Source organism: Pseudonocardia sp. T1-2H (assembly GCF_038039215.1).
Taxonomy (GTDB): Bacteria; Actinomycetota; Actinomycetes; order Mycobacteriales; family Pseudonocardiaceae; genus Pseudonocardia.
Genome location: NZ_JBBPCL010000001.1, coordinates 6,013,011 through 6,035,867 on the forward strand (window position 1 = coordinate 6,013,011; position 22,857 = coordinate 6,035,867).

A 22,857-nucleotide genomic window follows, 5' to 3' on the forward strand; every position below is an offset into this window, starting at 1 on the left:
CCGGGAAGCGCGTCGGACGGCCCCGGTACGGTCCCCTCGACACCCGTCCGTGGGCCGGATGCCGGTCGCCACCTCGACAAAGGGAGCAGCGCGGAGTGTTCGCTCGGAGCGTCGCCGTCGTCGGAACCGGATACGTGGGCCTCACGACGGGGGCCTGCCTGGCCTCCCTCGGGCACCGCGTCGTGTGCGCGGACATCGACGCCGCCAAGGTCGGGAAGCTGGTCCGGGGCGAGATCGGGATCCGCGAGCCGGGTCTCGCGGAGCTCGTGCGCGAGGGGATCGCGGCGGGGCGGCTCTCGTTCGTCGTCGGGGCCGCCGCCGCGCTCGCGGAGCTGCAGTCCCGCGGCACGCCCGTCGAGGTCATGTTCCTGTGCGTGCCGACGCCGATGGGGGTCGGCGGCGTCGCGGACCTCGCCGCGGTCGAGGCTGTCGTCGAGGAGACACGGGACGTCATCCCCGAGGGCTGCGTGGTCGTCAACAAGTCGACGGTCCCGGTCGGGACGGCGGACCGCACCTCCGAGCTGCTCGGACGCCCGGACGTCGGCGTGGTCAGCAACCCCGAGTTCCTGCGCGAGGGCTCCGCGGTGCACGACTTCCTGAACCCGGACCGGATCGTCGTCGGGTCGAACTCGTCGCAGGACGCCGCCGAACGCGTCGCGGCGCTGTACGCCAGGCTGGGCGCCCCGACCGTCCTCACCGACGCCGCCAGCGCCGAGATGATCAAGTACGCGGCGAACTGCTTCCTCGCGATGAAGCTCTCCTACGTCAACGCGCTCGCCGAGCTGTGCGAGCGCCTGGACGCCGACGTCGCGGACGTGACCGAGGGGATCGGCTACGACAAGCGCATCGGCCAGGCGTTCCTCTCCCCCGGGCCGGGCTGGGGCGGCTCCTGCCTGCCGAAGGACATCCACGCGCTGCTGCAGGTCGCGGACTCGGCGGACTTCGAGTTCCGGCTGCTCCGCGCCACGATCGACACGAACACCCGGCAGTTCCAGCGGATGGTCGAGAAGATCCGCAAGGCGGTCACCGGCAAGCGCAGCGGCTCCGTCACGCGCAAGCGGATCGCCCTGTTCGGGCTCACGTTCAAGGCCGGCACGGACGACCTGCGGGACTCCCCGGCGCTCGGCGTCGCCGCGCTGCTGAAGCAGGCCGGCGCGGAGCTCGTCGCCTACGACCCGGGAATCGCGGCCGCGAGCTCGAGCATCGACGGCTCGCTGCTCACCGTCGTCGACGACCCGTACGAGGCCGCGAAGGACGCCGAGGCCATCGTCATCCTCACCGAGTGGCCCGAGTTCCGGTCCCTGGACTGGCAGCGCCTCGGCGCGGCCGTCGCCGAGCGGACGGTCGTCGACACCCGGAACCTGCTGGACCCCGCCGTCGTGCGGCGGGCGGACTTCGACTGGGTCGGCGTGGGCCGCGCCGCCCCGTACGTCGCGTCGTCCCTGGCCACGTCGTCGGTCTCCGCCGTCCGCAAACCCGCATGAGCATCGCCGGCAAGGTCAGGGGCCTGCGCACGGAGCTGACCACCCCGCTCTTCCGGAACGCGTACGCGTTGATGTTGAACACCGCGGTCAACTCGGTGTTCGGCCTGCTCTACTGGATCGTCGCGGCCCGGACGTTCACCGACGCCGAGGTGGGCCGCGGCAGCGCGCTCATCTCGCTGATGATGCTGGTCTCGACCCTGACCCAGCTCAACTTCGGCCAGGCGCTGATCCGTTTCCTGCCGCGGGCCGGGACGTCGTCGCGGAGCCTGGTCCGCAGCGCCTACGGGATCTCCGCCGGGCTGGCGGTCCTCGGCTCGGCGGCCGTCATGACGTACTGCGCCCTCGTGCTGCCGGAGTCCGACCCGCTGCACGTCTCGCTGCCGTTCGCGGGCTGGTTCATCCTCTCGACCACCCTGTGGTCGCTCTTCACGCTCCAGGACGCGACGCTCACCGGGCTCCGGTCGGCGATCTGGATCCCGCTGGAGAACGGGATCTACGGGATCGTCAAACTGGTGCTGTTGGTGATCGTCGCGCAGACGTCGCTCACGGACGGCGTGTTCACCTCGTGGACGCTGCCGGTCGTCGCGCTGCTGGTCCCGGTCACGCTGCTGGTGTTCCGGCGGCTGCTGCCCCGGCACGCGGCGGAGAGCGCCGCGGAGCAGAAGCCGCCGACCCGCCGGGTCCTGCGCAACTACATGGCCGGGGACTACACGGGCCAGGTCTTCAACCAGCTCGCCTCGACGTTCCTGCCGGTCCTGGTGGTCTCCGAGCTCGGGCCGGAGGCGGGCGCCTACTTCCTGCCGGCCCAGACCGTGTTCGTCGCGATGAACCTGTTGTCCCAGGGCATCACGTCGTCCCTCGTGGTCGAGGCGGCCCGGGACGAGTCCCGGACGCACATCTATGCGATGGCGATCCTGCGCCGGATCGGCGCCACCGTGCTGCCCGCCGCGGCGCTCATCGCGCTCGGGGCGCCGCTGCTGCTGCAGCTGTTCGGCTCGCAGTACCGCTCCAACTCGACGTTCCTGCTGCAGCTGCTGATGGCCTCGACGTTCCCTCGGGTCGTCGTGACGCTGTTCATGACGCGTTCCCGCATGCAGAACCGCACGATCAACCTGGCGATCCTGCAGTCCGTCCAGGCCGCGGCGTTGATCGGCGGCACGGTCCTGTTCGCGGACTCCCTCGGGCTCGACGCCGTGGGCTGGTCCGCCCTCGGCATCGAGCTCGCGCTGGCGCTGGTGCTGGCGCCCACGGTCGTCCGGTGGCTCAGGCCGAAGGCGCCGGCCGCTTGACGAACCGCTCCGGCAGCGGGGTGCGGTGGCGCCAGATCTCGCCGAGCGCGAGGTCGAACTCCCGCGGCTGCAGCCGGACGAGCCCGCCGCCCGGGTTGTGCGTGATCTCGCCGAAGTAGATCCGCCCGTCGACGTTGTAGAGGTCGATCCGGGCGAACTCGAAGTCCGCCGCGAGCTTCCGCGCGACGTCGAGCATCTCCGCGTAGTTCCGCGGCTGCTCGGGCAGCGCGTCGGCGAACGCGAAGCGGCCGCTGACGTCCAGCTCGTGCCAGTCCGGGCTGAGCAGCGTCGAGGTGTGCGCGGAGAAACGGTCCTGGTCCACGACGACCATCGCCGGCTCGCCGTGGAACATGAAGAACTTGTAGTCCGACGGCGCCGTGCGCCGGTCGCCGATGAACTCCTCGACGACGGCGCGGCGCGGCAGCCCGCGGTAGGGGCTCTCCCGCCAGCCGGCCTTGTAGAAGTCCGTGTCCAGCCACCTGCGGACGGTCCGGCGCACCGCGTCCCGGTCCACCTTCGCGAGGTCCGGCAGCAGGATCGTCATGTCGCAGCCGTGCGTCCCCTTGATGACGCAGGGCCCGGGCATGCCGTCGAAGTCGAGGTCGTCAGCCCGATCCACCACCTGGACCAGCGGGATGAGGTACTGCGCGCCGACGCGCTCCGCGACGTGCTCGCGCACGGCGTACTTGTCGGCGGTCAACTGCACCAGCGGCGGTTGTGCCTTCAGGTTCTTCGCGGCGAGCATCTGCGAGTAGGTCCTGGGCCTGCGCAGCGTCGAGAGCTCGCCCTGGAAGATCGCGTGCTTGACGACCGCGAAGGGCCGGTCGGGCAGGAACCGGAGCCGCCGGGCCAGCATGACCCGCGCATCGAAGGACATTCGCCGGAATATAGAGGGGGCCGTGGACGGCGTAGCGCGCGCGTCACGGCGGATCGCCTCCGCCCGATCCGCACCGCTGCGACGAGCGAGCGGCGCTGGCCGCTGAACCGCCGTTCCGTGCCGCTTGCAGGAGAGCAAATCACCCACACGGTGTAGTAATGACTACATCGGACGACCAGAAATTCTCAGATTGCTAGTGTCTGCCCGGTGCTGAACGAGACGGCTCTCGTCGCCGTGATCACCCCCGCGTACAACGTCGGCCCCTGGATCGGCGAGGCCATCGACTCCGTGCTCGCGCAGACCGAGCGCCGGTTCGAGTACATCGTGGTCGACGACGGGTCCACGGACGACACCGCGGACATCGTCCGCGCGAAGGCCGCTGTGGACGATCGGGTCCGCCTCGTCTCCAGTGCGAACGCCGGCTCCGGCAACGCCCGCAACCTCGGCATCCGCGAGTCCACGGCGCCGTTCGTCGCCTTCCTCGACGGGGACGACCGCTGGCACCCGGACTTCCTCCGCAGCCAGCTCGAGGTGATGGAGCGGACGCCGTCCTCCGTGGGCGTCGTCTACTGCCACACCCGGGTCATGCTCGAGGGCGGGCAGGTCGTCGCGCTGCGCTGGCAGCCGGCCGGCGCGTGCGACCTGGACAAGCTGCTCGCGGAGAACAACCCGCCGCACAACGGCAGCTCGCTGCTGATCCGGCGCAGCTGCTTCGACGAGGTCGGCGCCTTCGACACCTCGCTCACCAGCGCCGTGGACTTCGAGATGTGGCTGCGGATCGCCACCCGGTCCTCCACCCCGCTGTTCTGGGGGAACCGGCGCTACCTCGTGGACATGCGGCTCATGCGCACCGGCTGCATCAGCTCCAACCGCGGCGCCCGCTTCGCGGCCCTGGACAAGGTGCTCGCCGAGTACTCCTCGCAGATGACCCGCCTGCACCCCGGCCTGGCCTACGTCCGGCCCGCGGTCTTCGCCTACCGGGACGGGTTCGACGACGTCGCGGGCGCGTGGGCGCTGCAGGCGCGCAAGGCCGGCGCCAACCAGCTCGCACGTAACTCCTGGGGCGCCTCGCTGCTGGCCTGGGACCAGGCGGGCCCGGCCGGCCGCGCCCGGATGCGCGCGACGCGGGAAGGGGTCCGCAAGGGCGCCTACAAGGGCGTCGCGCAGGCGCTCAAGGCCGTGAACGGGGCCCGCGCGCGTCTGGCGTGAGCGCCCCCGCCCGCTCGCCGGGACGCCTGAAGCACTTGACTCAGCGCTGTGACCCGGCGCACCGTCGAGGAATGGCTGCTCCGACGTCGCCCGCGCCCGCCTCCATGCCCTCCTTCGAGCCGAGCCAGGAGGGCATCTCGCTTCCGCGGCCGCCTGTCTTCGCGACGGTCGAGGAGGAGCGGCTGCATCGCAAGCAGCAGCTCGCCGGGGCGTTCCGGATCTTCGGCCGGTTCGGGTTCGGGGAGGGGATCGCCGGGCACATCACGGTGCGGGACCCCGAGGACCCGGACATGTTCTGGGTGAACCCGTTCGGCATGTCGTTCCGGCACATCCGCGTCTCGGACCTGCTCCTCGTCGACCACCAGGGCACCGTCCGCCGGGGGAACCGCCCGGTGAACCGGGCCGGATTCGTGATCCACTCCGCGGTGCACGAGGCGCGGCCGGACGTCGTCGCCGCCTGTCACGCGCACTCCGTGTACGGGAAGGCGTGGTCGTCGCTCGGCCGGGTGCTGGACCCGATCACCCAGGACGCGTGTGCCCTCTACGAGAACCACGTCGTCGTCACGGAGGGGGCGGGAGCCGTCGTCGTCGACGAGGAGGCCGCGCGCCTGCTCGCGAAGGGCCTCGGGGACAAGCGGGCCGCGATCCACCAGAACCACGGGATCTTCACCGTCGGCGAGACGGTTGCCGAGGCCGCCTGGTGGTTCGTGCAGATGGAGCGCAACGCCCAGGCCCAGCTGCTGGCGGAGGCGGCGGGGACACCGAAGCTCGTGGATCCGGAGAACGCGCGCTTCACCCGTCAGCAGACCGGGAGCCCGTACGCGGGCTGGTTCTCCTTCCAGCCGCTGTGGGACGAGATCGTGCGCACGGACCCGGACCTGTTCGACTAGGAGGGCGCCGAGGTCACCGCCGCCGCCGGGGTCGAGGTCACCACGCCGACCGAGACCCTGGAGCACGTGGGCAAGGCGCTGCGGTTCACCGGCGAGCAGCAGGACGCGAGCCCCGACCACTTAATCTCCGGTGGGGACCGCACCGCCGGTGGGGTCCTGCACGCGGTCACCTCCGCCGCGCAGCTGATCACCGACGCCGACGCGACCTATGAGAGGGAAGCTCAGGGCCTGCGGGCGATGAGCCTCGCCGCCGCCCACGCCAGCCGCGGCTGACCTCCGGAAGGGGCGGCGCCACCACGGCGCCGCCCCTCCCCGCGCGGCGCGCCAGCTCTCCGCGCGGGGGCGTCGTCCGGGCGAATCGCGATCCGCGTGAACGTCAGGTCGCGTGCGGTCACGCGTGGCGCTTGACACAGCAGGGGCGCTCAGTAACTATGCGCTCTGTCACTGCCACCCGCTGGAGCGGTCGCACGGTCACCGGCCTCGTGGAGTCCTTCACGCCGCAGCTGTTCGCTGAGCGACACCGCTCCCCCAGGACCGACAACGACGTACGGGAACGAGGTCAGAATGACGCAGGGACAGTCAATGGTTCGCAAGCTGTCGGTCGTACTGGACGGGTACTCCTACCTGGAGTGCCCGCGATGGCGAGACGGCCGTCTGTGGGTCTCGGACTTCTACACCAATCAGGTCGTGGCGACCGACGGTCGCGGCAGTACCGAGGTCATCGCCGAGGTTCCCGGCCAGCCGTCCGGCCTGGGATTCCTTCCCGACGGACGCGCACTCATCGTCTCGATGCGCGATCACCGCATCCTGGCGCGTGACGATGCCGGTCAGCTGAGTGAGCATGCTGATCTGTCCGGAGCTGTGTCCGGCATGCCCAATGACATGGTCGTCGACGAGTCGGGACGCGCCTTCGTCGGCAACTTCGGGTTCGACCTCATGGGCGGCGCGCCGCTGCGCTACGCCACGCTCACCCGGGTCGATCCGGACGGGACCGTCACCACGGTGGCCGAGGACCTGGGTTTCCCCAACGGCATGGTGATCCTGCCCGGGGGTGTGCTCCTCGTCGCCGAGACGTTCGCCGGGCGGATCACCGCCTTCGACATCGGCGAGGACGGTGGGCTGGGCAACCGACGGGTATGGGCGCAGTTCGGCGAGACACCGCAGACCGATGATGTGGGCGAGGCCGTCGAACGGCTCCAGGTCGGTCCCGACGGCATCTGCGCGGATGCGGAGGGGGCGATCTGGGTGGCCGACGCGCTCCACGCCCGCGTGATCCGGGTCCGGGAGGGCGGCGAGATCGTCGATGAGATCCCGACCGGGATGGGAGTCTTCGCCTGCATGCTCGGCGGCGAGGACGGCCGCACCCTGTTCCTGTGTGCTGCGCCTTCGTTCGCAGAGCACGAGCGTCGCCCGGTCCGCGAAGCCCAGCTCCTGGCGGTCAAGGTCGACGTCCCGCACGGTGGTCTTCCGTAGACCGTCTGATCGTGACTCCCTCAGGCGGTGGCGTTGGACCTCCGCGCGTCCCCTTAACACCCGATCTGCGAAATGGAGGACCCATGGAGGTGTCCTGCGCTTTCCCGACCGCCCTGGACTCGCCGGACAACATCGCGTTGGCCGAGCGACTGGGCTACGACCGAGCCTGGGTCTACGACACACCGCAACAGAGCCCGGACGTGTGGATGACTCTCGCGCTGGCTGCCGAGCGGACCGAGCGGATCGGGCTCGGCCCCGGTGTGCTGGTTCCCAGCCTGCGTCATCCGATGGTCAACGCCGCCGCGACCGCCACCCTCGCCGCGCTCGCCCCGGGCCGCGTCGCGATTGCTTTCGGAACCGGCTTCACCGGCCGTCGCGCCATGGGGTACGGCGCGATCACGTGGGCGTTCATGGACTCCTACATCCGGGCCTACCGCGGGCTTCTCCGCGGCGAGGTGATCGAGTGGGAGGGCGCCCAGATGCAGATGCTGCATCCCGACGGACACGCCCCGGCCCGACCGGTCGATGTCCCGATTCTCGTGGGTGCGCTCGGCCCCAAGGGGCACAAGGTGGCCAGTGAGCTCGGGGACGGCCTGTACGTGACTCTGCAGCTGCCGGAGTTCATGAGCGAGTACTCGTGGGTGCCGTACCTGGCGTGGGGCACGGTGCTCGACGAGGGGGAGGCCTTCAACTCCGAGCACGCCCGTGTCGCGGGCGGTCCTGGCTGGGCGTTGGCCTACCACGGCGCCTACGAGTTCGGCGGGCCGGACGCGGTGCGCGGACTTCCGGGTGGCCCGGAGTGGATGGACGTCGTGGAGAAGACGCCCCTCGAGCATCGGCATCTCACGCTTCACGCCGGCCACTGCGTCGAGCTCAACGTGGCGGATCAGGCGGCATGGGATGCAGGCGGCCACGTGATCCTGCAGGAGGCGACGATCACCGGGACTCGCGACCAGGTCCGGCGCCGCCTGGACGACCTCGCCGCGAAGGGGGTCACCGAGATCGTGTTCCAGCCGTGCGGGCCCGACATCCGGTCGGAGCTGGAGAGGTTCTTCGAGGCAGCGTCCGCCTGAGACGGGTCGAGGTGAGGGCGCCGGAGCCCGGGCCCGGGACTGACGACGAGGCCGACGTCACCTGGAGGTGACGTCGGCCTTGTGGTCGTGGCCGAGCCGAGATCGTCCACCACGCCACCCGGTAGCTCGCCCGGAGGTGGCTCTCGGCGGCTCCTGTCTGTTCGGCGAACCTGCCCCGTGGCCGGATCAGTCGCGTACGGACGCGGTCGCCGCCCCCGCGACGGCCGGACGGACCGCGCCCCTGCCCGGGGCCGGCGGCGCAGTGGTGAGCATCGCGAGCGCGAGACCCGCGTAGAACTCCCCGAGCTGCTCGGGGCTGTCCGAGCCTTCAAACCGGTACCACCGGACCGGGTCGATGGCCAGCGCGATGATGCCGCGCACCACACGCTTGACGTCGATCGGCACGAACACCCCGTCCTCGATGCCGCCGGCGACCGCCTCGCGATAGACGCGGGTGGTGGCCCGACGGATCTCGCGGATCGCCGCGTAGTCTTCCGGCGTCAGATTCGCCAACTCGTACTGCGCCACCCTCGCCGCCACGTGGTACCGGGCGTTCCATGACACGTGCCGGTAGACCACGTTCCAGATCCGCTCCACCGGGTTGCCGTGGTCGACCTCCCTCAGGCCGTCGAGGGCCTTCTCATGGGCGGTGCGGGCGATCTCCATCAGGATCGCCTCCTTGGACGGAAAGTGGACGTACATCGCCGCCGGACTCAAGCCCGCGCCTCGACTGATGTCCCGCGTCGTGGTCGCCTGGAAGCCCTTCGAGGCGTAGCAGCGGGTGGCCGCCGTCAGCAGCTGCCGGGCCACCTTTCCGTAGCTGTCGTCCCACAGCTCGGCCGAATCGTCTTGCAGTTGCGGGTCGTCGAGCGAGACGCTGTCGAACGCTCCTGGCCGCCTTCTCGCCACGCCCACCCCTAAACTCGGCAACGATGGATTCCCGCTTACTTCGGACAGGCGGGCCATCAGGTCGAATTCTGACAGTGCCCTCCCGGGTAGGCAACTATGCGCTTAGTTGGGTGCGCGATACGTGTGGCCCGCACGTATGCACCGCTCACTGAGTCCCCGGCGCCACCGACCTGCCATGCGACGACCGGCGACGGGGCCGGGTTCCTCGTACGCTGTTCCCCGTGGAACCGGAGCAGGACGAACCGTGGAAGCAGAGTGCGCCCGAGGACGAGGCGGTGGCGTTCGCCCACCGCATGCTCGATCTCGCCCGGGAGGGTGAGACCGCACAGCTCGCCGCCTACGTGGACGCCGGCCTCCCGGTCGATCTCACCGACGCCAAGGGCGACACCCTGTTGATCCTGGCGGCGTATAACGAGCACGCAGACACGGTCGCCGCGCTGCTCGAGCGCGGCGCGGACCCGGCGCGGGTCAACGACCGCGGGCAGAGCGCCCTGACGGCCGCGACGTTCCGGAACTCCGTCGATGCCGTGAAGGCGCTGCTCGCAGCGGGTGCGGACCCGGAGCAGGGCGCGCAGTCCGCCCTCGCGACCGCGCGGATGTTCGAGCTTCCCGGAGATGCTGAAGCTCCTGGCGCCGGAGGGCGACCGCTAGGCCACGGCCAGGCCCGGGCCGGCCGTCCCGGTCGTGATCCCCAGTCCGGAGAGCACGGCCTCACCCTTCTGCCGGTCCAGGAAGCGCAGGCCCATGAAGTTGTCCCCCGGGTTGAAACCGGGAAGGGCCCACACCGCTTCGTACGGGATCCGTACCTGCAGCAGGTCGAGCAGACTGTAGACGTTGTCCCAGCTGCAGGCGGCCGGATCCGGCCGCCACAGTGCCTCCGCGAAGGCCGGGTTCCGGAAGCTCAGCCCCACCTCGCCGACGGCGAGGACGTGCTTCTGCCCGGTCAACAGGACGACGTCGCCGGTCCCGAGCCGGCACATCCGCCGGTCGTGCTTGGCCGTCGTCCCCCAGAAGTGCGCGGTCCCGGAGGGATGGAGCGCGTCGAGGGCGCGGCGTTCGGCCGGCCTGAGCGCCGACGCGTACCGCTGTTCTGTGAAAGGGACCGGCTGGTCCAGGGTGTCCGCCCAGTGGCGGCGGAACCTGGGCAGGCCGTAGGACGGCTGGATCACCACCTGTGTCATCCCCGTCCCTCCCGTCGGCCGGTGTCCCATCCTGCACGAGCGCCGGATGCGGCGCGCCCCGGACGCCAGAAGGTCGTCGACGCCCTGGCCCTCTGACCACCCTGCATGATCATCCGGGAATGCCACCTCCACCACCCGGGTTGGCGACGATATGAAGATCGGAATCATCGGTGCGGGACAGATCGGCGGCACCCTCACCCGGATGCTCTCGGGGCTCGGCCACGAGGTGCGGGTCGCGAACTCGCGTGACCCCGAGACCCTGGCGGAGCTCGCGGCCGAGACCGGCGCGACGGCCGTCTGGGCCGCCGACGCCGCGACGCACGCGGACGTCGTGATCGTCAGCATCCCGCAGAAGAACGTCCCGGACCTGGACGCCGGCATCGTCGCGAAGGCGAAGCCCGGCGCCCCGGTGATCGAGACGAACAACTACTACCCGCAGCAGCGCGACGGCCGCATCGCCGCGATCGAGGACGGCACCCCGGAGAGCGTGTGGGTCGCCGAGCAGCTCGGCTCCCCGGTGGTCAAGGTCTTCAACGGCATCTGGTGGAAGCACCTGCTCGAGCGGGGCGTGCCGGCGGGCACCGCCGGACGGATCGCACTGCCGATCGCGGGCGAGGACGGCCCGGGCAAGCAGCTCGTCTTCGAGCTCGTGGACCAGCTCGGTTTCGACCCGGTCGACGGCGGCACGCTCGAGGAGTCCTGGCGCCAGCAGCCCGGGACCCCGGTCTACGGCAAGGACTACGGCGTCGAGGACACGAAGAAGGCGCTCGCCGAGGCGCCGCGCGAGCGTCCGGAGGACTTCCGCGCGGCGTGACGGCCGGGTGGATCAGGCGGCGAGGGCCGCGGCGACGGCCCGGCGTCCGGCGCGGCGGAGCGGGCGGCCGAGGCGGGCGACGGTGTCGAGCATGACCCGCTCGTAGCGCTCGACGCAGGCGTCCCAGCTCAGGCTCTCACCCTTGGCCCGGGCCTTGCGGCTCGCGGCCCGCAGCGCCGTGCGGTCCGCGGCCAGCTCCAGCAGCGCGGTGCGCAGGCTGTCCTGGTCGCGGGTCGGGACGACGACGCCGACCCCCGCGACCAGGTCCCGCACGCCCGGCAGGTCGGAGACGACCGGGACGCACCCGGCGGCCATCCCCTCGAGGACGACCAGCCCGAAGGCCTCGGCCCGGGTCACCGACGGGAGGGTGACGACGTCGTTGCGGTCGTACTGGTCGTGCAGGTCCTCGTCGGAGATCCGGCCGAGGAACCGGACGTTGGACGCCCCGGCGGCCAGCTTCTCGTAGTCCGCTCCCCCTCGGGCGGGAGGTTGTCCTCCCCGCCGGTCCGGGATCTCGGCTCATCCCTGACACGAGGTGTCAGGGTTCGGCCCTAGCGTCGCCCGCATGACCACCTGGCAGGAGTTCGCCGACGTCGCCCCCCGGATCGCGAAGATCTTCATCCGCCGCCACGCCGCGACCGGCAACCTGTGCATGCTCGGCACCCTGCGGCCGGACGGGTTCCCACGGATCAGCCCGATGGAGCCGCGGTTCTTCGAGGGGCAGCTGTGGATCGGGGGGATGCCCGGGACGGCCAAGTTCCGGGACCTGGTCCGGGACCCGCGGTTCACCCTGCACACCGCGACGGTCGACACCCAGGTCACCGACGGCGACGCGAAGGTCTGGGGGTTCGTCGAGGACGTCCGGGACGAGGCGCTGCACCAGCGCTACGCCGAGGCCCTGTTCGCGGAGACCGGCTTCGACCTGCGGGGCCAGAAGTTCGAGAACTTCTTCGCCGCGGACGTCGTCGGCGCGTCGGCGGTCGAGGTCGGCGGGGACCACCTCGACGTCACGGTCTGGCGGGTGGGCGAGGCCGAGCGGGTCATCCGGAAGCACTGACCTCCGGGCCGGCCTACTCGTCCGGATCGTCCCGGAGCTTCAGCACCGTCCACAGCACGTACTCGACGGCCGCCTCGAACGCGGCCGCCCGGAGCTTCGCCCCGCACGGCGAGGTTCTGCGAGGCGAGATGCAGCATCCGGTCCCGGCCCATCCGGCGCACGACCAGCGCCGCGATCTCGTCCAGGTCGAGCTCCTCGTTGTCCAGGCGGGTGAGCGCGAACTCGACGACCAGTTCCTCGTCCGTCACGAGATCCGCTCCCTGGGCCGCCGGGTCCTGTGCAGGCCATCTTTCCGGAGTACCGGCGGGCAGCGGCGACAGGTCTCCGCGACGACGGCGCGATCCCGGTGGCCGCGACGCACGCCCTCCGGCCCGCGAACGGGACCGGAGGGCACTTGCGGGCGAGGCCCTACGCGAGCGAGCGGGCGAAGCCGGTCACGTCACGGACGGCCTCGGCGTAGACGTCGGGCATCGCCGCCCGGAACAGGATCTCGCCGACGTGGCAGAGGCCCAGGTTGATCTTCCCCACCGAGCTGACCCCGGCCGCGAGCAACAGCCGGTGGTAGGCCAGGCCCTCGTCCCGGAGCGGGTCGAGCTCGTTGCACGAGATCACGTGGGGTGGAAGACCCTGCAGGTCCTCGGCCTTCGCACGGTAGGGCCAGCACGTCGCGTCCGCGGCGTTCGCGGACCCGGGGTCGTAGACCTCCGCGAGCAGGGGGAACAGGCTCCGGTTGAGCCAGTACCGGTCGTTCTCCTGCAACGACGGGAAGCTCCGCCGGCGCGTCGGTCCAGTCGCCGAGGATGTACGGGCACTGCGCGTAGACACCCGCGATCTCCCCGACCCAGCCCTCGCGGTTGGCCTTGAGCGCCAGGGCGAGCGCGAGGTTGCCGCCTCCCGAGTCTCCCGTGACGACGACGTTCGACGCCCCGAGGTCGTCGAGATGCGCCGCGACCCATCGCAGCCCGGTCGCGCAGTCCTCGAGGCCGGCGGGGAAGGGGTGCGGTCCGAGCACGCCCCCGCCGTTGCGGTACTCGACCCCGACGACGACCGAGCCCGCCGCCGCGAGCTCCTCCCGCCACCGCCGGTAGATCGGGCCCTCGGCGCCGAGCATGACCATGCCGCCACCGTGGACCTGGTAGATGCACGGCAGCGGTCCGTCCGACTCCGTCGGGCGGTGCACGTGGAGCCGGATCTCGTTGCCGTCCCGCCCCTCGATGGTGATCACCTCGGAGGCGACCCCCGTCAGCGGCGGCCAGCCCTCGGCGAAGGCGGCGAAGAGGCCCTCGAAGCCCTCCTCGACGGCGCCGACGAACGCGAGGAGCTCCTCGCGACTCGCGGTGGGCGAGAGCGGCGCCCCCTCGGCGTGGACGCCGAGCCCGAGCCCGGACAGCACCGCGACCATCCGGGGGTCGGCGCGCGGATCCGTCCCCAGCGTCAGGTCCGGGTCGCCCAGCCGCCCGGGCGCGACGTACGCCGCGCCGGCGCTCACCGATGTGTCAGTACTCATGCGCACTCCTCGTCGAGATGCTCATCGTGGTCGTGCCGCTCACGTCCCCCGGCCTGCGGCAGAGCGGCGCCCGGGGTCGCGTCGGTTCGACGGACCCCTGGAACCGTCGCGCGAGTATGCGGTGGGTCACACATGCCGTCAACGCTGCGGGAGGAGGGCGTCCACGCGGCGAGACCCTCGTCCTGCGCCCTGAGGCGCGGCGCAGCATCCACCCGGCACGGGGAGGAGGTGTTCACCCGCGCCGGCGCCGCGATCGCGCAGGCGAAGGTGGCGGCCGGCGACAAGAACGTCCACCTCACGGGTGGCGCCGGAACCGTGGACCAGGCGCTGCGGCTGCGAATCAGTGCTGGGCGAACTCCAGCCATGCGTATTCGCCCATGTGACTTTCGAGGACCTTGGTGTTCAAGTTCTCCGACACCCATTGCCTCGCTGCGTCGTCGGCGGCCCTGGCGTCGCTCTCCGTGTTCCACGCGCTGAGCGAGACGATCTTTCCGTCCTGGATGATCGTGCCGTAGGCGAGGAAGCCCGGCTGCTGCTTGAAGATCGGCAAGATGCCCGCCCTGGCCTTCTCCGTGACCTCCTGGGCGTCGCCGTCGAACGAGTAGATCACGCATCGGCCGTAGGGCATGACTGTTCCCTTCTCGCGGGCTCATGTCGAGGGCAGACAGAGTCCTCCGATACTCTCGGTAACACCAAGCCCTTCACGGCGATCGGCCGATTCGGTCCGTACGTCATCAACGACGCCCTGCGCGACCCCCGTACCGCGGCGAACCCTCTCGTCCACCGCGAGCCGGGATCCAGTTCTACGCCGCGGCGCCGATCACGACCCCGGACGGGTAGCGGCTGGGAACCGTCTGCGTTCTCGACACCCGCCCCTGGGAGATCAGCGCGGCCGATCTCGCCACCCTGCAGGACCTCGCCGCCGTCGTGATGGAGCAACTCGAGCTACGCCTCGCCGCGCTGCGGACCGTCCGGATCGAACGGGAAGCTCCGCGAGCAGGCCGATCAGCACCGCGAGGAGATCGAGGTCTTCGCCTCCACACTGCAGCAGACCCTGCTGCCGCCCACGCTGCCGCACGTGCCGGGCCTGGAACTGGCCTGCCACTACTACACCGCGTCCCGGCACAACGTCGGCGGCGACTTCTACGACGTGTTCTCCCTGCCCGACGGTCGCTGGGCCTTCTTCCTCGGCGACGTCTGCGGCCACGGGGCTCCCGCGGCGGCGTTGACCTCTCTCACCCGCTACACCCTGCGTTCCGCCGCCGCCCACGACCCCGGCCCGATCACCGTGCTCACCGAGCTCAACACCGCGCTGCTCGACGACCCGGTCGCCCGCTACCGATTCGCCACCGTCGTGTTCGGCGTCCTCGACCCGGACCCCGAACAGGCGGACACGTTCACGGTCACGCTCGGGACCGGCGGCCACGAGGCCCCGCTGAAGATCGTCGCCCGGGCCGCAGGCGACGGATGCGACGTCACCGAGGTCCGGGCCGCCACCACGGGAATGCTCGTCGGTGCGGTCCCCGACGCGGAGTTCGCCGTCTGCCGGGTCCGGCTCGAGGCCGGGCAGGCCCTCCTGCTCCACACGGACGGGCTCACCGAGACCGCGGTCGACGACGGCCGGTTCGGCGGGGAGGGCCTGGTTCGGCTCCTCACCCGTGCGCGGACCGCGAGCGCGCACAGCATCGTCGGGTCGACCGTCGCGCGCATCGACGAGTTCGCCCCCGCCCCGAAGGACGACATCGCGCTGCTGGCCCTGCGCGTCCCGCCGTCATCCGGGTGACCGAGCGTCGCGACGGGCGGCGCCGGCCCGGCCCGAGCGGCCGGCCGGGTGACCGCGCTCAGAGCTGCAGGTACACCTGGGTCGTCGTGCCTTCCGGGCCGGTGTAGGTCCGCACGAGATCGGCGAGGTGGTGCACCATCAGCAGGCCGCGGCCGTTGAGCCGGGCGTGGTCGGGACGCCGCCGGCCGACGAGCGGGTCGTCGAGCCGGCCGTTGTCGCGGACCTCGCCGACGACCAGGCCGTCGTCGGTCCAGACCTGCAGGGTGCCGTGTCCACCGCCGTGGCGGATGCTGTTGGCGGCGAGTTCGCCCATCGCGAGCACGAGGTCGTCGAGCCGGAGCTCGTCGAGCCCGGCACGCTGCGCCTCACTCCTGGCGAAGTGGCGCGCGGCGCTGAGCCGGGACGCGTCGAAGGCGAACACCGCCGCGGACTTCGGCTGCGGCAGAGGGCTGTTGCTCCGTGCGGCCGCCCGGTCCGGGGCGTAGGCGTCGCTGCTGCGCGTCGTCCCGCGCTCGATCAGCTCGGGGTGGGTCTGCGCGGCGTCGGCCAGGACGGCCGGGTCCAGACCGTCGGCGTCGTACGGACACAGGATGGTGACCCGCCGGCCCCGGAACGCCAGATTGATCAACGCCTCGTGCTGCAGGCACGCCGGATACTCCAGCTCCGTGCGGCCGGCCCAGATCGGCTCCCCGATGATCCGCACGTGCCGGTCCAGGTGCTCGTCCGCCGCGGCGTGCAGCACCTCGGCCAGGATCCGCCCCGGGTTCCGGCCGACCTCGCCCATGTCGAGCATCCGCACCCGCTCCGCCGCGGAGCCCAGCTCGGCCCGCAGCAGGTCCAGGTTCGGCCGGGGAACCGACACCGCGACGGGGTCGCCGGCGGCGAGACCTTCGAGGACGAAGGGGACGGTTCCGGCGAGGTAGTCCTGCACGCCCGAGTACAGGAGCGCCGGGTGCTCGAACGAACCGTGGGGCCGGCCGTCTGCGACAATGGTCATGACTAGCTGATCCCGTCCTACCTCGCAGCTCCCCTGGCCGCCACTGTACCGACAGGGGCCCGCCCGTGCCTTCCCTGTGCCCTGGTACGTGGGCGATCCGTCCTCACCTCGTCGCCCCGGGCCCGCAGCGCGGCGGCATCCTCGACCCGTCAGCTCGATGCGGCGTCGGCCGCTCGTCGCCCAGATCGACCTGACCGCCCGTCCTCGGCTGCCCTGCCGGCAACCGCCCGGGCCTGACCGGCGTCGATCGTCTCGATCGCGCGTCACGCGGCCGGGAGGCGCCGCCCCGCACCTCTGTCTACGCTGGCAGCCCGCGACACGCTGCCGGGAGGACGGGGTCGGGGTGTCCCAAGCATTGACGACGACGGACCGGGTCCCGGTCGGGGGCGGGACGATCCTCGCGGCGCACGGGGTGGTGCTCACCCAGCCGGTCGAGGGCACGTTCCTCGCCTTCGACTCGACGTGCCCGCACCGGGGATGCGCGGTGCGGGCCGTGGCCGCCGGCCTGATCAGCTGCTTCTGTCACGGCAGCCGGTTCCGGATCGCGGACGGCTCGGTCGCCGGCGGGCCCGCCGCCGAGCCGCTGCGGCCGCGGGCGATCGTCGTCGTCGACGGGGAGATCCGGCTGACCGGCGACGGCTGAGGCCGCGACGAGGAAGGCTTCCCCCTGCCCCGGTGCACCGCGTACCGGGGCAGAACCGCGTGTCCGATGAGTTCCGGGCGGCGGCGCAGTCCTAGGGGCAGGAGTTCGTCGGCTCGAGGAGATCGCATGACTGGCGTACGAGTTCTCGTCGGCACCCGCAAGGGCGCGTTCGTGCTCACCGCGGACGGGGCACGGTCGGACTGGGAGGTGAACGGGCCGTTCTTCCCCGGCTGGGAGGTCTACCACCTGAAGGGCTCGCCGGCGGCCCCGGAACGCATCTACGCCTCGGTGTCGGGCGGCTGGTTCGGCCAGCAGATCCAGCGCTCCGACGACGGCGGCCGCACCTGGGAGCCGGTCGGCAACGAGTTCCGCTACGGCACCGTCCCGGGCACCCACCAGTGGTACGACGGCACGGCCCATCCCTGGGAGTTCGCGCGGGTGTGGCACCTGGAACCGTCGCGGACCGACCCCGACACCGTCCTCGCCGGTGTCGAGGACGCCGCTCTCTTCCGCACCGTCGACGGCGGCCGCAGCTGGTCGGAGCTGCCGGGCCTGCGCGAGCACGGCTCCGGGCCGCAGTGGCAGCCCGGCGCCGGCGGCATGTGCCTGCACACGATCCTGCCGGACCCGGTCGAGGAGAACCGCATGCTCGTCGCGATCTCCGCGGCCGGGGTGTTCCGGACCGACGACGGCGCGAAGACGTGGCGGGCGGTCAACCGCGGCCTGGTGAGCGAGGGCATCCCGGACCCCGACGCCGAGGTCGGGCACTGCGTCCACAAGCTCGCGCTGCACCCGTCGCGGCCCGAGACGGTGTACATGCAGAAGCACTGGGACGTCATGCGTTCCGACGACGGCGGCGACAGCTGGCACGACATCGGCGGGAACCTGCCGACCGACTTCGGCTTCGTCGTCGACGTGCACGCCCACGAGCCGGAGACCGTCTACGTCGTGCCGATCACCAGCGACAGCGAGCACTTCCCGCCGGAGGGGCGGCTGCGCGTCTACCGCAGCCGCACCGGCGGGGGCGAGTGGGAGCCGCTCACGCGCGGGCTGCCGCAGGAGCACTGCTACGTCGACGTGCTGCGCGACGCCATGGCCGTCGACGGCCTCGACGCGTGCGGCGTCTACTTCGGCACGACCGGCGGGCAGGTGTACGCCTCGCCGGACTCCGGGGACAGCTGGGCGCCGATCGTGCGCGACCTCCCCGCCGTGCTCTCCGTCGAGGTCCAGACGTTGCCATGAGCGGAAGCGGCCGGACGGAGATCAGGGTCAAACTGCCGACGCACCTGCGCCGCCTCGCCCACGTCGACGGCGAGGTGCGCGTCGACGTCGAGGGCCCGGCCACGCTGGGCGCCGTGCTCGACGCGATCGAGCTCACCTACCCGGTACTGCGCGGCGCGATCCGGGAGCACGGCACGCAGCGCCGCCGCGCCTTCGTACGGTTCTTCGCCTGCGAGGAGGACCTCTCCCACGACCCGTCCGACGCCCCGCTGCCCGAGGCGGTGAGCCGGGGGACGGAGCCGCTGCTGATCGTCGGGGCGATGGCCGGCGGGTAGGGGCAGGAGCGTCAGCTCGGGGGAAGGCCGGGCTGTCCTGCGCGCAGGTCGTGCCTTCGGGCGGGACCGTGCCGTCCACCAGATAGCCACGTGATGCGGTCCTGCGCGCAGCGGCTCGGGTTGAACAGCTCGGTGTGGCCCACGCCCTGCACCGTCAGCAGGTGCCCGTCCGCGAGCTTCCCGGACCGTCCGCTCCGAGCTGGCGTACGGGGTGGCCGGGTCGAAGGTGTTCCCGACGACCACCGGCACGCCCGGCGTGTCCCACGGGCCCGGGTAGGGCGAGGCGGCAGCGGACCGTCACGCACGGTCCGCCAGCACCGGAGGGGTATCAAGGTCGCGTGAACCGGCCGCCAGGTGGTACCCCACGTCCGAGCCGTTCTCCTCCGACGCGAGCATCGACGGGAAGTGACGAACATGATGACCGTCATCACAGAGGTCACGCTGAAGTCCGGCAGCGAGCCCGAATGGGACGCGGCCATGCGGGACAGGTTGTCGGCGGCGCGGGACCGGCCCGGCTGGATCGGTGGCCAGCTGACCATCCCCCTCGACAGGCCCGACAGGCGGACGGTGATCGGCACGTGGGAGAGCCGCGCGGACTGGGAGGCCTGGCACGGGGACGAGACCTTCGCCGAAACCCGCAAGCGGATGGACGGCCTGCAGGAGGGTCGCAGCGAGATGGCCTGGTACGAGGTGGTGACCGACGCACGAACCTGAGGCCCCGTGGGTGGACACCGCCCGCGCCCTCGACCTGCGCAGTCACGGCCGGTCACCAGACAGGCCCGCGCGCAGCGCCGACGACAAGGATGTCGGTGGCTCATCGAGCGGACAGCGTGAGCCGTAAGACGATCTCGCCGTCGTCGATCTCACCAGTGGGCTGGAAGCCGAATCGCCGGTAGAAGGGCCAGGGTTCGCCTTCGCCGGGCTCGTAGCTGGTCAGCAGCTGGGTGGCGCCATCGGCTCGAACCAGATCGGTGATCTGTGTCAGCACCTCCCAGCCGATCCCGCGCCTCTGGTACCGCTTGTCGATGAGGAGGCGCCAGAGGAAGTGCCGCCCTTTGAAAGGACCGGCCGGAGGTTTCCACGACAGCATCACGAAGCCGACCGGCTCGTCGCGGCGGTACACGGCGCGGTACCAGGGATTGGCCTCCGGCGTCGCTGCCGCCTCCTTGAGCGACTTGCGCACGGAGGCGACGAACTGCTTCTGCTCACGTGCGACGCGGAGGGCACGAACCGCATCCCGGTTGTCGTCGGTGATCTCCCGTAGGTGCACGTCTGGACACGTCATGCCGCACCCCTCCTGTAGGTAGCACTTGCCGTCCGGGTGGGCCGGCGATAGTCCCCTCCCAGGGCATCCAGCACCGGCAGCAGCAACGGTGCCGACCTTTCCGGGCACCCTGAGAACGTCCGTCGACACGATCTTGTCTCACGACCTGCATCACGCCGACAGCTCGAGCAGACGCGTCAGCGCGGCCACCCGCGTCTCGGCGGTCATCGCGTCCATCCGGGCCCCGAGGGCGATCGCGCCCGGCCCACCGGCCCGGCTGACCGCCGCCACCAGCACCGGGGTCGAGATGCCCCCATCGGCGCCTGCTGGATGGGTGTGGTGCAGCCGACGAGCTCCGTGGACGCCGTGGTCATCAACGCGATCACCCCCTGTGTCTGTGGGACGCCACCCTGGCCCACCACCCCGCCGGCCGGACACTGCCACCCGGGCGAGGGCCGCGGCATCCGCCGATCCCGCAGAGGATCAACGTCTCCACGACAGGCCGCGGCCCGGCCTACGCGACGCAGAACTCGTTGCCTTCGGGGTCCTGCATGATCCACCAGTGCCCGGCAGGTCCCTTGTCGACCTCGCGGACGCGGGTTGCCCCCAGCTCTTCCAGCCGGGCCACCAGCTTGTCGAGGCCGCCGGGCTCACTGTGAACGTCGATGTGCAGGCGGTTCTTGCCGGACCTGCGCTCGGGCACGTCCTGGAACAGCAGCCGCCGGCCGGCGCCGACGCCGCTGGTCCGGTCGAACGAGTCCTCGGGGTGGCGGATCGCGGCGTAGCCGCGGAAGGTCTTGCGGCCGTGATGCTCGACGACCGCCTCCGCGCCGATGCGGCCGGCGGTCAGCAGTTGTTCGACGAGCGCACTGGGGTCTTCCACCTCGTACTCCAGGGCCGCAGCCCAGAAGTCCGCGAGGGCGGACGCGTTCGTGCTGTCGACGACCAGCTTCCAACTCAACGCCATGTGACCAGTCCTATTGGTCACATGGACCACGCCGCAACCGAGGTACAGCCCGGGTGGGCGTTCGTCTGACCCTCCAGCGCGACTCCAGTGGCGACCAGGCCGTCTCGATGTCGCCTCTCGCGCAGGCCTTGCCGCCCCCGGAACGACCCGTGTCGCAGGCCGACACCGCCCACTCGTGCCGGATCTCGTGCCACGGAATCGACCCCGCTCGATCTCAACTCGTGCATCCCGGCTGGTCAGGCCTGGAGCCGGAGGTCGGGATCGAACCGACGACCTACCGCTTACAAGGCGGTTGCTCTACCACTGAGCTACACCGGCGTGCCCCGTCCACGGACCGGGCCAGCACGCATCGTAATCCCCGAACCCCGGCTCCGACCGGCTACGCCCCCGGATGGGAACCTGGCGCCGTGGTGGACGAGCTCAACAGCGCCGAGCGCCTGGCGAACCGCCTGAAGGGTGCTCTGCGACGCGACGCCCGGCGGCTGCTCGCCGCCGGACCGCCGACGGTGCCGATGTTGATGGTCGGGCCGAAGGTGCCCGACGACGCGCGGGTTCAGCAGGTCCTCGACTTCTGCATGCGGGTCGGGGAGGTGCAGCTCTCCAGCGGGGAGAGCGTCGACGCCGTCACCGACCTGATGCTGCGGCTCGCCTCGATCTGCGGCCTCTCGGCCGTCGACGTGGACATCACGTTCACCTCGATCACCATCTGCTGCCACCGCGGCATGGCGGCGTCGCCCGTCACGTCGATGCGGCTGGTCAGCTACCGGACGCTCGACCTCACGCGGCTCGCCTCCGTCGACCGGGTCGTCGCGGACCTGGAGGCCGGGCGCACGGACGTGCGGATCGCGTCCGTCGCGCTCTCGGAGGCAGTCGCGGCCAAGCACCCCTACCCGCGGTGGGCGGCGACGGCCGGCTGGGCCGCCCTGGCCGCCTCGATCGCCGTGATCCTGGGCGGCGGCCCGATCACGGCCGTCACGGCGTTCGTCGTCACCGGGCTCATCGACCGGATCGGCCGAATTCTGAGCAGGGCCGGCCTACCGGCGTTCTTCCAGCAGGTCGTCGGCGGATTCTTGGCCACCACCTCGACCGTCGGGCTGCTCGCCCTCGGGCTGTTCCCGCCGGGCACGAAGCCGTCGCTGGTCGTCGCCGCGAGCATCACGGTGCTGCTGTCCGGGCTGTCCGTCGTCGGTACCGTGCAGGACGCGATCTCCGGCTACTACGTCACTGCGGCGGGCCGGGTCGCGGAGATCGCCCTGCAGTCCGCGGGGCTCCTGACGGGCGTCGTGCTCGGCCTGCGGCTGGGCTTCGCGGTCGACGTCGCGCTCGAGGTGTCCGGTGACGTCTCGGGGAGCATCGGGCGGTACTGGGTCTCGGTGGTCGTCGCCTCCGTCGCGGCCGGCGGGTACGCCCTCGCCGGGTACGCGCCGTGGCGGTCCCTCGTGATCGGCGGCGCGGCGGGCGCCGCGGGCTGGGGCGTCTACCGGGCGCTGACGCAGTACGCCGGCCTCGGCCCGATCGCCGCGACCGGCGCCGCGGCGATCGTCGTCGGTGCCGCGGCAGGCCTGCTGCGCCGGACCAGGGAGGTGCCCTCGCTCGTCGTCACGCTCGCGGGCATCACCCCGCTGCTGCCGGGCCTCACCGCGTACCGGGGCTTCTACCAGCTGGCGGTGGAGGGACTGTCGGAAGGCCTGGTCACGATCTCGGTCGCCGCGGCGATCGGCCTCGCGTTGGCCGCCGGGGTGACCTTCGGGGACTTCCTGACGCGCCCGCGCCGGCTGAACCCGCTCACGGATCCGGCGGACGTGCAGGACGGTCCGGACTCCGCGGACCCCCCCTCGGACGGGGAGCGACAGTAGGCTCTGCCCCACGGATCCGCCGGCCCCC

The 22,857-nt window shown here is 71.5% G+C and carries 24 protein-coding genes, 1 tRNA gene and 3 pseudogenes; 16 read left to right on the forward strand and 12 right to left on the reverse strand.

Going from position 1 to position 22,857, the window contains the following annotated elements:
* The first annotated feature begins 95 nt into the window (after nucleotides 1–95).
* Together WBK50_RS29640 and WBK50_RS29645 are read left to right on the forward strand one after the other, a co-directional pair.
* A complete protein-coding gene (locus tag WBK50_RS29640) occupies nucleotides 96–1,484 on the forward strand; it encodes a UDP-glucose dehydrogenase family protein (protein ID WP_341338722.1) in 1,389 nt (462 codons plus the stop codon).
* Entirely contained in the window at nucleotides 1,481–2,773 is a 1,293-nt protein-coding gene (locus tag WBK50_RS29645) for a lipopolysaccharide biosynthesis protein (protein WP_341338723.1), read from the forward strand. Before WBK50_RS29640 ends, WBK50_RS29645 begins: the two co-directional genes overlap by 4 nt.
* Here WBK50_RS29645 and WBK50_RS29650 read toward each other — a convergent pair.
* Nucleotides 2,748–3,650 carry an ATP-grasp fold amidoligase family protein gene (locus tag WBK50_RS29650; RefSeq protein WP_341338724.1) on the reverse strand — a complete coding sequence of 301 codons (903 nt, stop codon included), beginning with the start codon at nucleotides 3,648–3,650 and terminating at the stop codon, nucleotides 2,748–2,750. The two genes, WBK50_RS29645 and WBK50_RS29650, sit on opposite strands and share 26 nt — an antisense overlap.
* 207 nt (nucleotides 3,651–3,857) lie before the next feature.
* Here WBK50_RS29650 and WBK50_RS29655 point away from each other — a divergent pair, with 207 nt between their 5' ends.
* From WBK50_RS29655 to WBK50_RS29675, 5 genes are all read left to right on the forward strand, one after another.
* Complete coding sequence (locus WBK50_RS29655) at nucleotides 3,858–4,859, forward strand: glycosyltransferase family 2 protein (RefSeq protein ID WP_341338725.1); 1,002 nt, start codon at nucleotides 3,858–3,860, stop codon at nucleotides 4,857–4,859.
* 71 nt (nucleotides 4,860–4,930) lie between these two features.
* Entirely contained in the window at nucleotides 4,931–5,749 is an 819-nt protein-coding gene (locus tag WBK50_RS29660) for a class II aldolase/adducin family protein (RefSeq protein ID WP_341338726.1), read from the forward strand.
* 66 nt (nucleotides 5,750–5,815) lie between these two features.
* On the forward strand, nucleotides 5,816–6,022 hold the full coding sequence (locus WBK50_RS29665; protein WP_341338727.1) for a hypothetical protein: 207 nt from the start codon (nucleotides 5,816–5,818) through the stop codon (nucleotides 6,020–6,022).
* Nucleotides 6,023–6,331: 309 nt separating this feature from the next.
* Nucleotides 6,332–7,222, forward strand: a complete 891-nt coding sequence (locus WBK50_RS29670) for an SMP-30/gluconolactonase/LRE family protein (RefSeq protein WP_341338728.1) — start codon at nucleotides 6,332–6,334, stop codon at nucleotides 7,220–7,222.
* An 83-nt stretch (nucleotides 7,223–7,305) separates the two neighbouring features.
* Nucleotides 7,306–8,295: an LLM class flavin-dependent oxidoreductase gene (locus WBK50_RS29675; RefSeq protein WP_341338729.1), complete on the forward strand. Its 990-nt coding sequence runs from the start codon at nucleotides 7,306–7,308 to the stop codon at nucleotides 8,293–8,295.
* Nucleotides 8,296–8,481: 186 nt separating this feature from the next.
* On the opposite strand, the gene WBK50_RS29680 is transcribed toward WBK50_RS29675, so the two are convergent.
* The gene (locus WBK50_RS29680; RefSeq protein WP_341338730.1) at nucleotides 8,482–9,261 is read right to left on the reverse strand and encodes a TetR/AcrR family transcriptional regulator; all 780 of its coding nucleotides are present in this window, start codon (nucleotides 9,259–9,261) and stop codon (nucleotides 8,482–8,484) included.
* Between the two features lie 236 nt (nucleotides 9,262–9,497).
* On the opposite strand from WBK50_RS29680, the pseudogene WBK50_RS29685 reads away from it, so the two are divergent.
* Nucleotides 9,498–9,728 (forward strand): annotated as a pseudogene (locus WBK50_RS29685) (ankyrin repeat domain-containing protein); the annotation flags it as partial.
* A gap of 123 nt (nucleotides 9,729–9,851) precedes the next feature.
* Here WBK50_RS29685 and WBK50_RS29690 read toward each other — a convergent pair.
* Nucleotides 9,852–10,385, reverse strand: a complete 534-nt coding sequence (locus tag WBK50_RS29690; RefSeq protein ID WP_341338731.1) for a hypothetical protein — start codon at nucleotides 10,383–10,385, stop codon at nucleotides 9,852–9,854.
* Nucleotides 10,386–10,536: 151 nt separating this feature from the next.
* Here WBK50_RS29690 and WBK50_RS29695 point away from each other — a divergent pair, with 151 nt between their 5' ends.
* Entirely contained in the window at nucleotides 10,537–11,199 is a 663-nt protein-coding gene (locus tag WBK50_RS29695; protein ID WP_341338732.1) for an NADPH-dependent F420 reductase, read from the forward strand.
* Between the two features lie 12 nt (nucleotides 11,200–11,211).
* Here WBK50_RS29695 and WBK50_RS29700 read toward each other — a convergent pair whose 3' ends face one another.
* Nucleotides 11,212–11,712 carry a glycosyltransferase family 4 protein gene (locus tag WBK50_RS29700; protein WP_341339547.1) on the reverse strand — a complete coding sequence of 167 codons (501 nt, stop codon included), beginning with the start codon at nucleotides 11,710–11,712 and terminating at the stop codon, nucleotides 11,212–11,214.
* A gap of 52 nt (nucleotides 11,713–11,764) precedes the next feature.
* Here WBK50_RS29700 and WBK50_RS29705 point away from each other — a divergent pair, with 52 nt between their 5' ends.
* A complete protein-coding gene (locus tag WBK50_RS29705; protein WP_341338733.1) occupies nucleotides 11,765–12,256 on the forward strand; it encodes a pyridoxamine 5'-phosphate oxidase family protein in 492 nt (163 codons plus the stop codon).
* A gap of 13 nt (nucleotides 12,257–12,269) precedes the next feature.
* On the opposite strand, the pseudogene WBK50_RS29710 reads toward WBK50_RS29705, so the two are convergent.
* From WBK50_RS29710 to WBK50_RS29725, 4 genes and pseudogenes are all read right to left on the reverse strand, one after another.
* A pseudogene (locus WBK50_RS29710) lies at nucleotides 12,270–12,504 on the reverse strand (hypothetical protein).
* Nucleotides 12,505–12,664: 160 nt separating this feature from the next.
* On the reverse strand, nucleotides 12,665–13,081 hold the full coding sequence (locus WBK50_RS29715; RefSeq protein ID WP_341339548.1) for an alpha/beta hydrolase fold domain-containing protein: 417 nt from the start codon (nucleotides 13,079–13,081) through the stop codon (nucleotides 12,665–12,667).
* Nucleotides 13,082–13,094: 13 nt separating this feature from the next.
* A pseudogene (locus WBK50_RS29720) lies at nucleotides 13,095–13,763 on the reverse strand (alpha/beta hydrolase); the annotation flags it as partial.
* 340 nt (nucleotides 13,764–14,103) lie between these two features.
* The gene (locus tag WBK50_RS29725) at nucleotides 14,104–14,373 is read right to left on the reverse strand and encodes a hypothetical protein (RefSeq protein WP_341338734.1); all 270 of its coding nucleotides are present in this window, start codon (nucleotides 14,371–14,373) and stop codon (nucleotides 14,104–14,106) included.
* A gap of 468 nt (nucleotides 14,374–14,841) precedes the next feature.
* On the opposite strand from WBK50_RS29725, the gene WBK50_RS29730 reads away from it, so the two are divergent.
* Entirely contained in the window at nucleotides 14,842–15,546 is a 705-nt protein-coding gene (locus tag WBK50_RS29730) for a PP2C family protein-serine/threonine phosphatase (protein ID WP_341338735.1), read from the forward strand.
* 58 nt (nucleotides 15,547–15,604) lie between these two features.
* Here the strand turns inward: WBK50_RS29730 and WBK50_RS29735 are convergent, their stop codons facing one another.
* Nucleotides 15,605–16,543: a sensor histidine kinase gene (locus tag WBK50_RS29735; protein WP_341338736.1), complete on the reverse strand. Its 939-nt coding sequence runs from the start codon at nucleotides 16,541–16,543 to the stop codon at nucleotides 15,605–15,607.
* A gap of 343 nt (nucleotides 16,544–16,886) precedes the next feature.
* On the opposite strand from WBK50_RS29735, the gene WBK50_RS29740 reads away from it, so the two are divergent.
* From WBK50_RS29740 to WBK50_RS29755, 4 genes are all read left to right on the forward strand, one after another.
* A complete protein-coding gene (locus WBK50_RS29740; RefSeq protein ID WP_341338737.1) occupies nucleotides 16,887–17,186 on the forward strand; it encodes a Rieske (2Fe-2S) protein in 300 nt (99 codons plus the stop codon).
* 126 nt (nucleotides 17,187–17,312) lie between these two features.
* Entirely contained in the window at nucleotides 17,313–18,428 is a 1,116-nt protein-coding gene (locus WBK50_RS29745) for a WD40/YVTN/BNR-like repeat-containing protein (RefSeq protein WP_341338738.1), read from the forward strand.
* Nucleotides 18,425–18,742, forward strand: coding sequence for a MoaD/ThiS family protein (locus WBK50_RS29750; RefSeq protein ID WP_341338739.1), 318 nt, complete (start codon nucleotides 18,425–18,427; stop codon nucleotides 18,740–18,742). The genes WBK50_RS29745 and WBK50_RS29750 overlap by 4 nt, the downstream gene beginning before the upstream one ends.
* A gap of 417 nt (nucleotides 18,743–19,159) precedes the next feature.
* Nucleotides 19,160–19,456: an antibiotic biosynthesis monooxygenase family protein gene (locus WBK50_RS29755; RefSeq protein WP_341338740.1), complete on the forward strand. Its 297-nt coding sequence runs from the start codon at nucleotides 19,160–19,162 to the stop codon at nucleotides 19,454–19,456.
* A gap of 100 nt (nucleotides 19,457–19,556) precedes the next feature.
* Here the strand turns inward: WBK50_RS29755 and WBK50_RS29760 are convergent, their stop codons facing one another.
* The 3 genes from WBK50_RS29760 to WBK50_RS29770 all read right to left on the reverse strand — a co-directional run bounded on the left by WBK50_RS29760 (nucleotide 19,557) and on the right by WBK50_RS29770 (nucleotide 21,291).
* Nucleotides 19,557–20,012 (reverse strand): GNAT family N-acetyltransferase, encoded by a 456-nt coding sequence (locus WBK50_RS29760; RefSeq protein WP_341338741.1) that lies wholly within the window; start codon nucleotides 20,010–20,012, stop codon nucleotides 19,557–19,559.
* A gap of 508 nt (nucleotides 20,013–20,520) precedes the next feature.
* Nucleotides 20,521–20,973: a VOC family protein gene (locus WBK50_RS29765; RefSeq protein ID WP_341338742.1), complete on the reverse strand. Its 453-nt coding sequence runs from the start codon at nucleotides 20,971–20,973 to the stop codon at nucleotides 20,521–20,523.
* Between the two features lie 243 nt (nucleotides 20,974–21,216).
* Nucleotides 21,217–21,291: transfer RNA gene (locus tag WBK50_RS29770), tRNA-Thr, on the reverse strand.
* A gap of 89 nt (nucleotides 21,292–21,380) precedes the next feature.
* Here WBK50_RS29770 and WBK50_RS29775 point away from each other — a divergent pair.
* A complete protein-coding gene (locus WBK50_RS29775; protein WP_341338743.1) occupies nucleotides 21,381–22,829 on the forward strand; it encodes a threonine/serine ThrE exporter family protein in 1,449 nt (482 codons plus the stop codon).
* Nucleotides 22,830–22,857: the final 28 nt, after the last annotated feature.

Excerpts from the sequence above, each read along its gene's own strand:
- WBK50_RS29755 (WP_341338740.1), top strand. The coding sequence starts at position 19,160 with ATGACCGTCATCACAGAGGTCACGCTGAAGTCCGGCAGCGAGCCCGAA.
- WBK50_RS29675 (WP_341338729.1), top strand. The coding sequence starts at position 7,306 with ATGGAGGTGTCCTGCGCTTTCCCGACCGCCCTGGACTCGCCGGACAAC.
- WBK50_RS29750 (WP_341338739.1), top strand. The coding sequence starts at position 18,425 with ATGAGCGGAAGCGGCCGGACGGAGATCAGGGTCAAACTGCCGACGCAC.
- WBK50_RS29670 (WP_341338728.1), top strand. The coding sequence starts at position 6,332 with ATGGTTCGCAAGCTGTCGGTCGTACTGGACGGGTACTCCTACCTGGAG.
- WBK50_RS29705 (WP_341338733.1), top strand. The coding sequence starts at position 11,765 with ATGACCACCTGGCAGGAGTTCGCCGACGTCGCCCCCCGGATCGCGAAG.
- WBK50_RS29690 (WP_341338731.1), bottom strand. The coding sequence starts at position 10,385 with ATGACACAGGTGGTGATCCAGCCGTCCTACGGCCTGCCCAGGTTCCGC.
- WBK50_RS29645 (WP_341338723.1), top strand. The coding sequence starts at position 1,481 with ATGAGCATCGCCGGCAAGGTCAGGGGCCTGCGCACGGAGCTGACCACC.
- WBK50_RS29660 (WP_341338726.1), top strand. The coding sequence starts at position 4,931 with ATGGCTGCTCCGACGTCGCCCGCGCCCGCCTCCATGCCCTCCTTCGAG.
- WBK50_RS29650 (WP_341338724.1), bottom strand. The coding sequence starts at position 3,650 with ATGTCCTTCGATGCGCGGGTCATGCTGGCCCGGCGGCTCCGGTTCCTG.
- WBK50_RS29695 (WP_341338732.1), top strand. The coding sequence starts at position 10,537 with ATGAAGATCGGAATCATCGGTGCGGGACAGATCGGCGGCACCCTCACC.
- WBK50_RS29765 (WP_341338742.1), bottom strand. The coding sequence starts at position 20,973 with ATGGCGTTGAGTTGGAAGCTGGTCGTCGACAGCACGAACGCGTCCGCC.
- WBK50_RS29735 (WP_341338736.1), bottom strand. The coding sequence starts at position 16,543 with ATGACCATTGTCGCAGACGGCCGGCCCCACGGTTCGTTCGAGCACCCG.
- WBK50_RS29745 (WP_341338738.1), top strand. The coding sequence starts at position 17,313 with ATGACTGGCGTACGAGTTCTCGTCGGCACCCGCAAGGGCGCGTTCGTG.
- WBK50_RS29680 (WP_341338730.1), bottom strand. The coding sequence starts at position 9,261 with ATGGCCCGCCTGTCCGAAGTAAGCGGGAATCCATCGTTGCCGAGTTTA.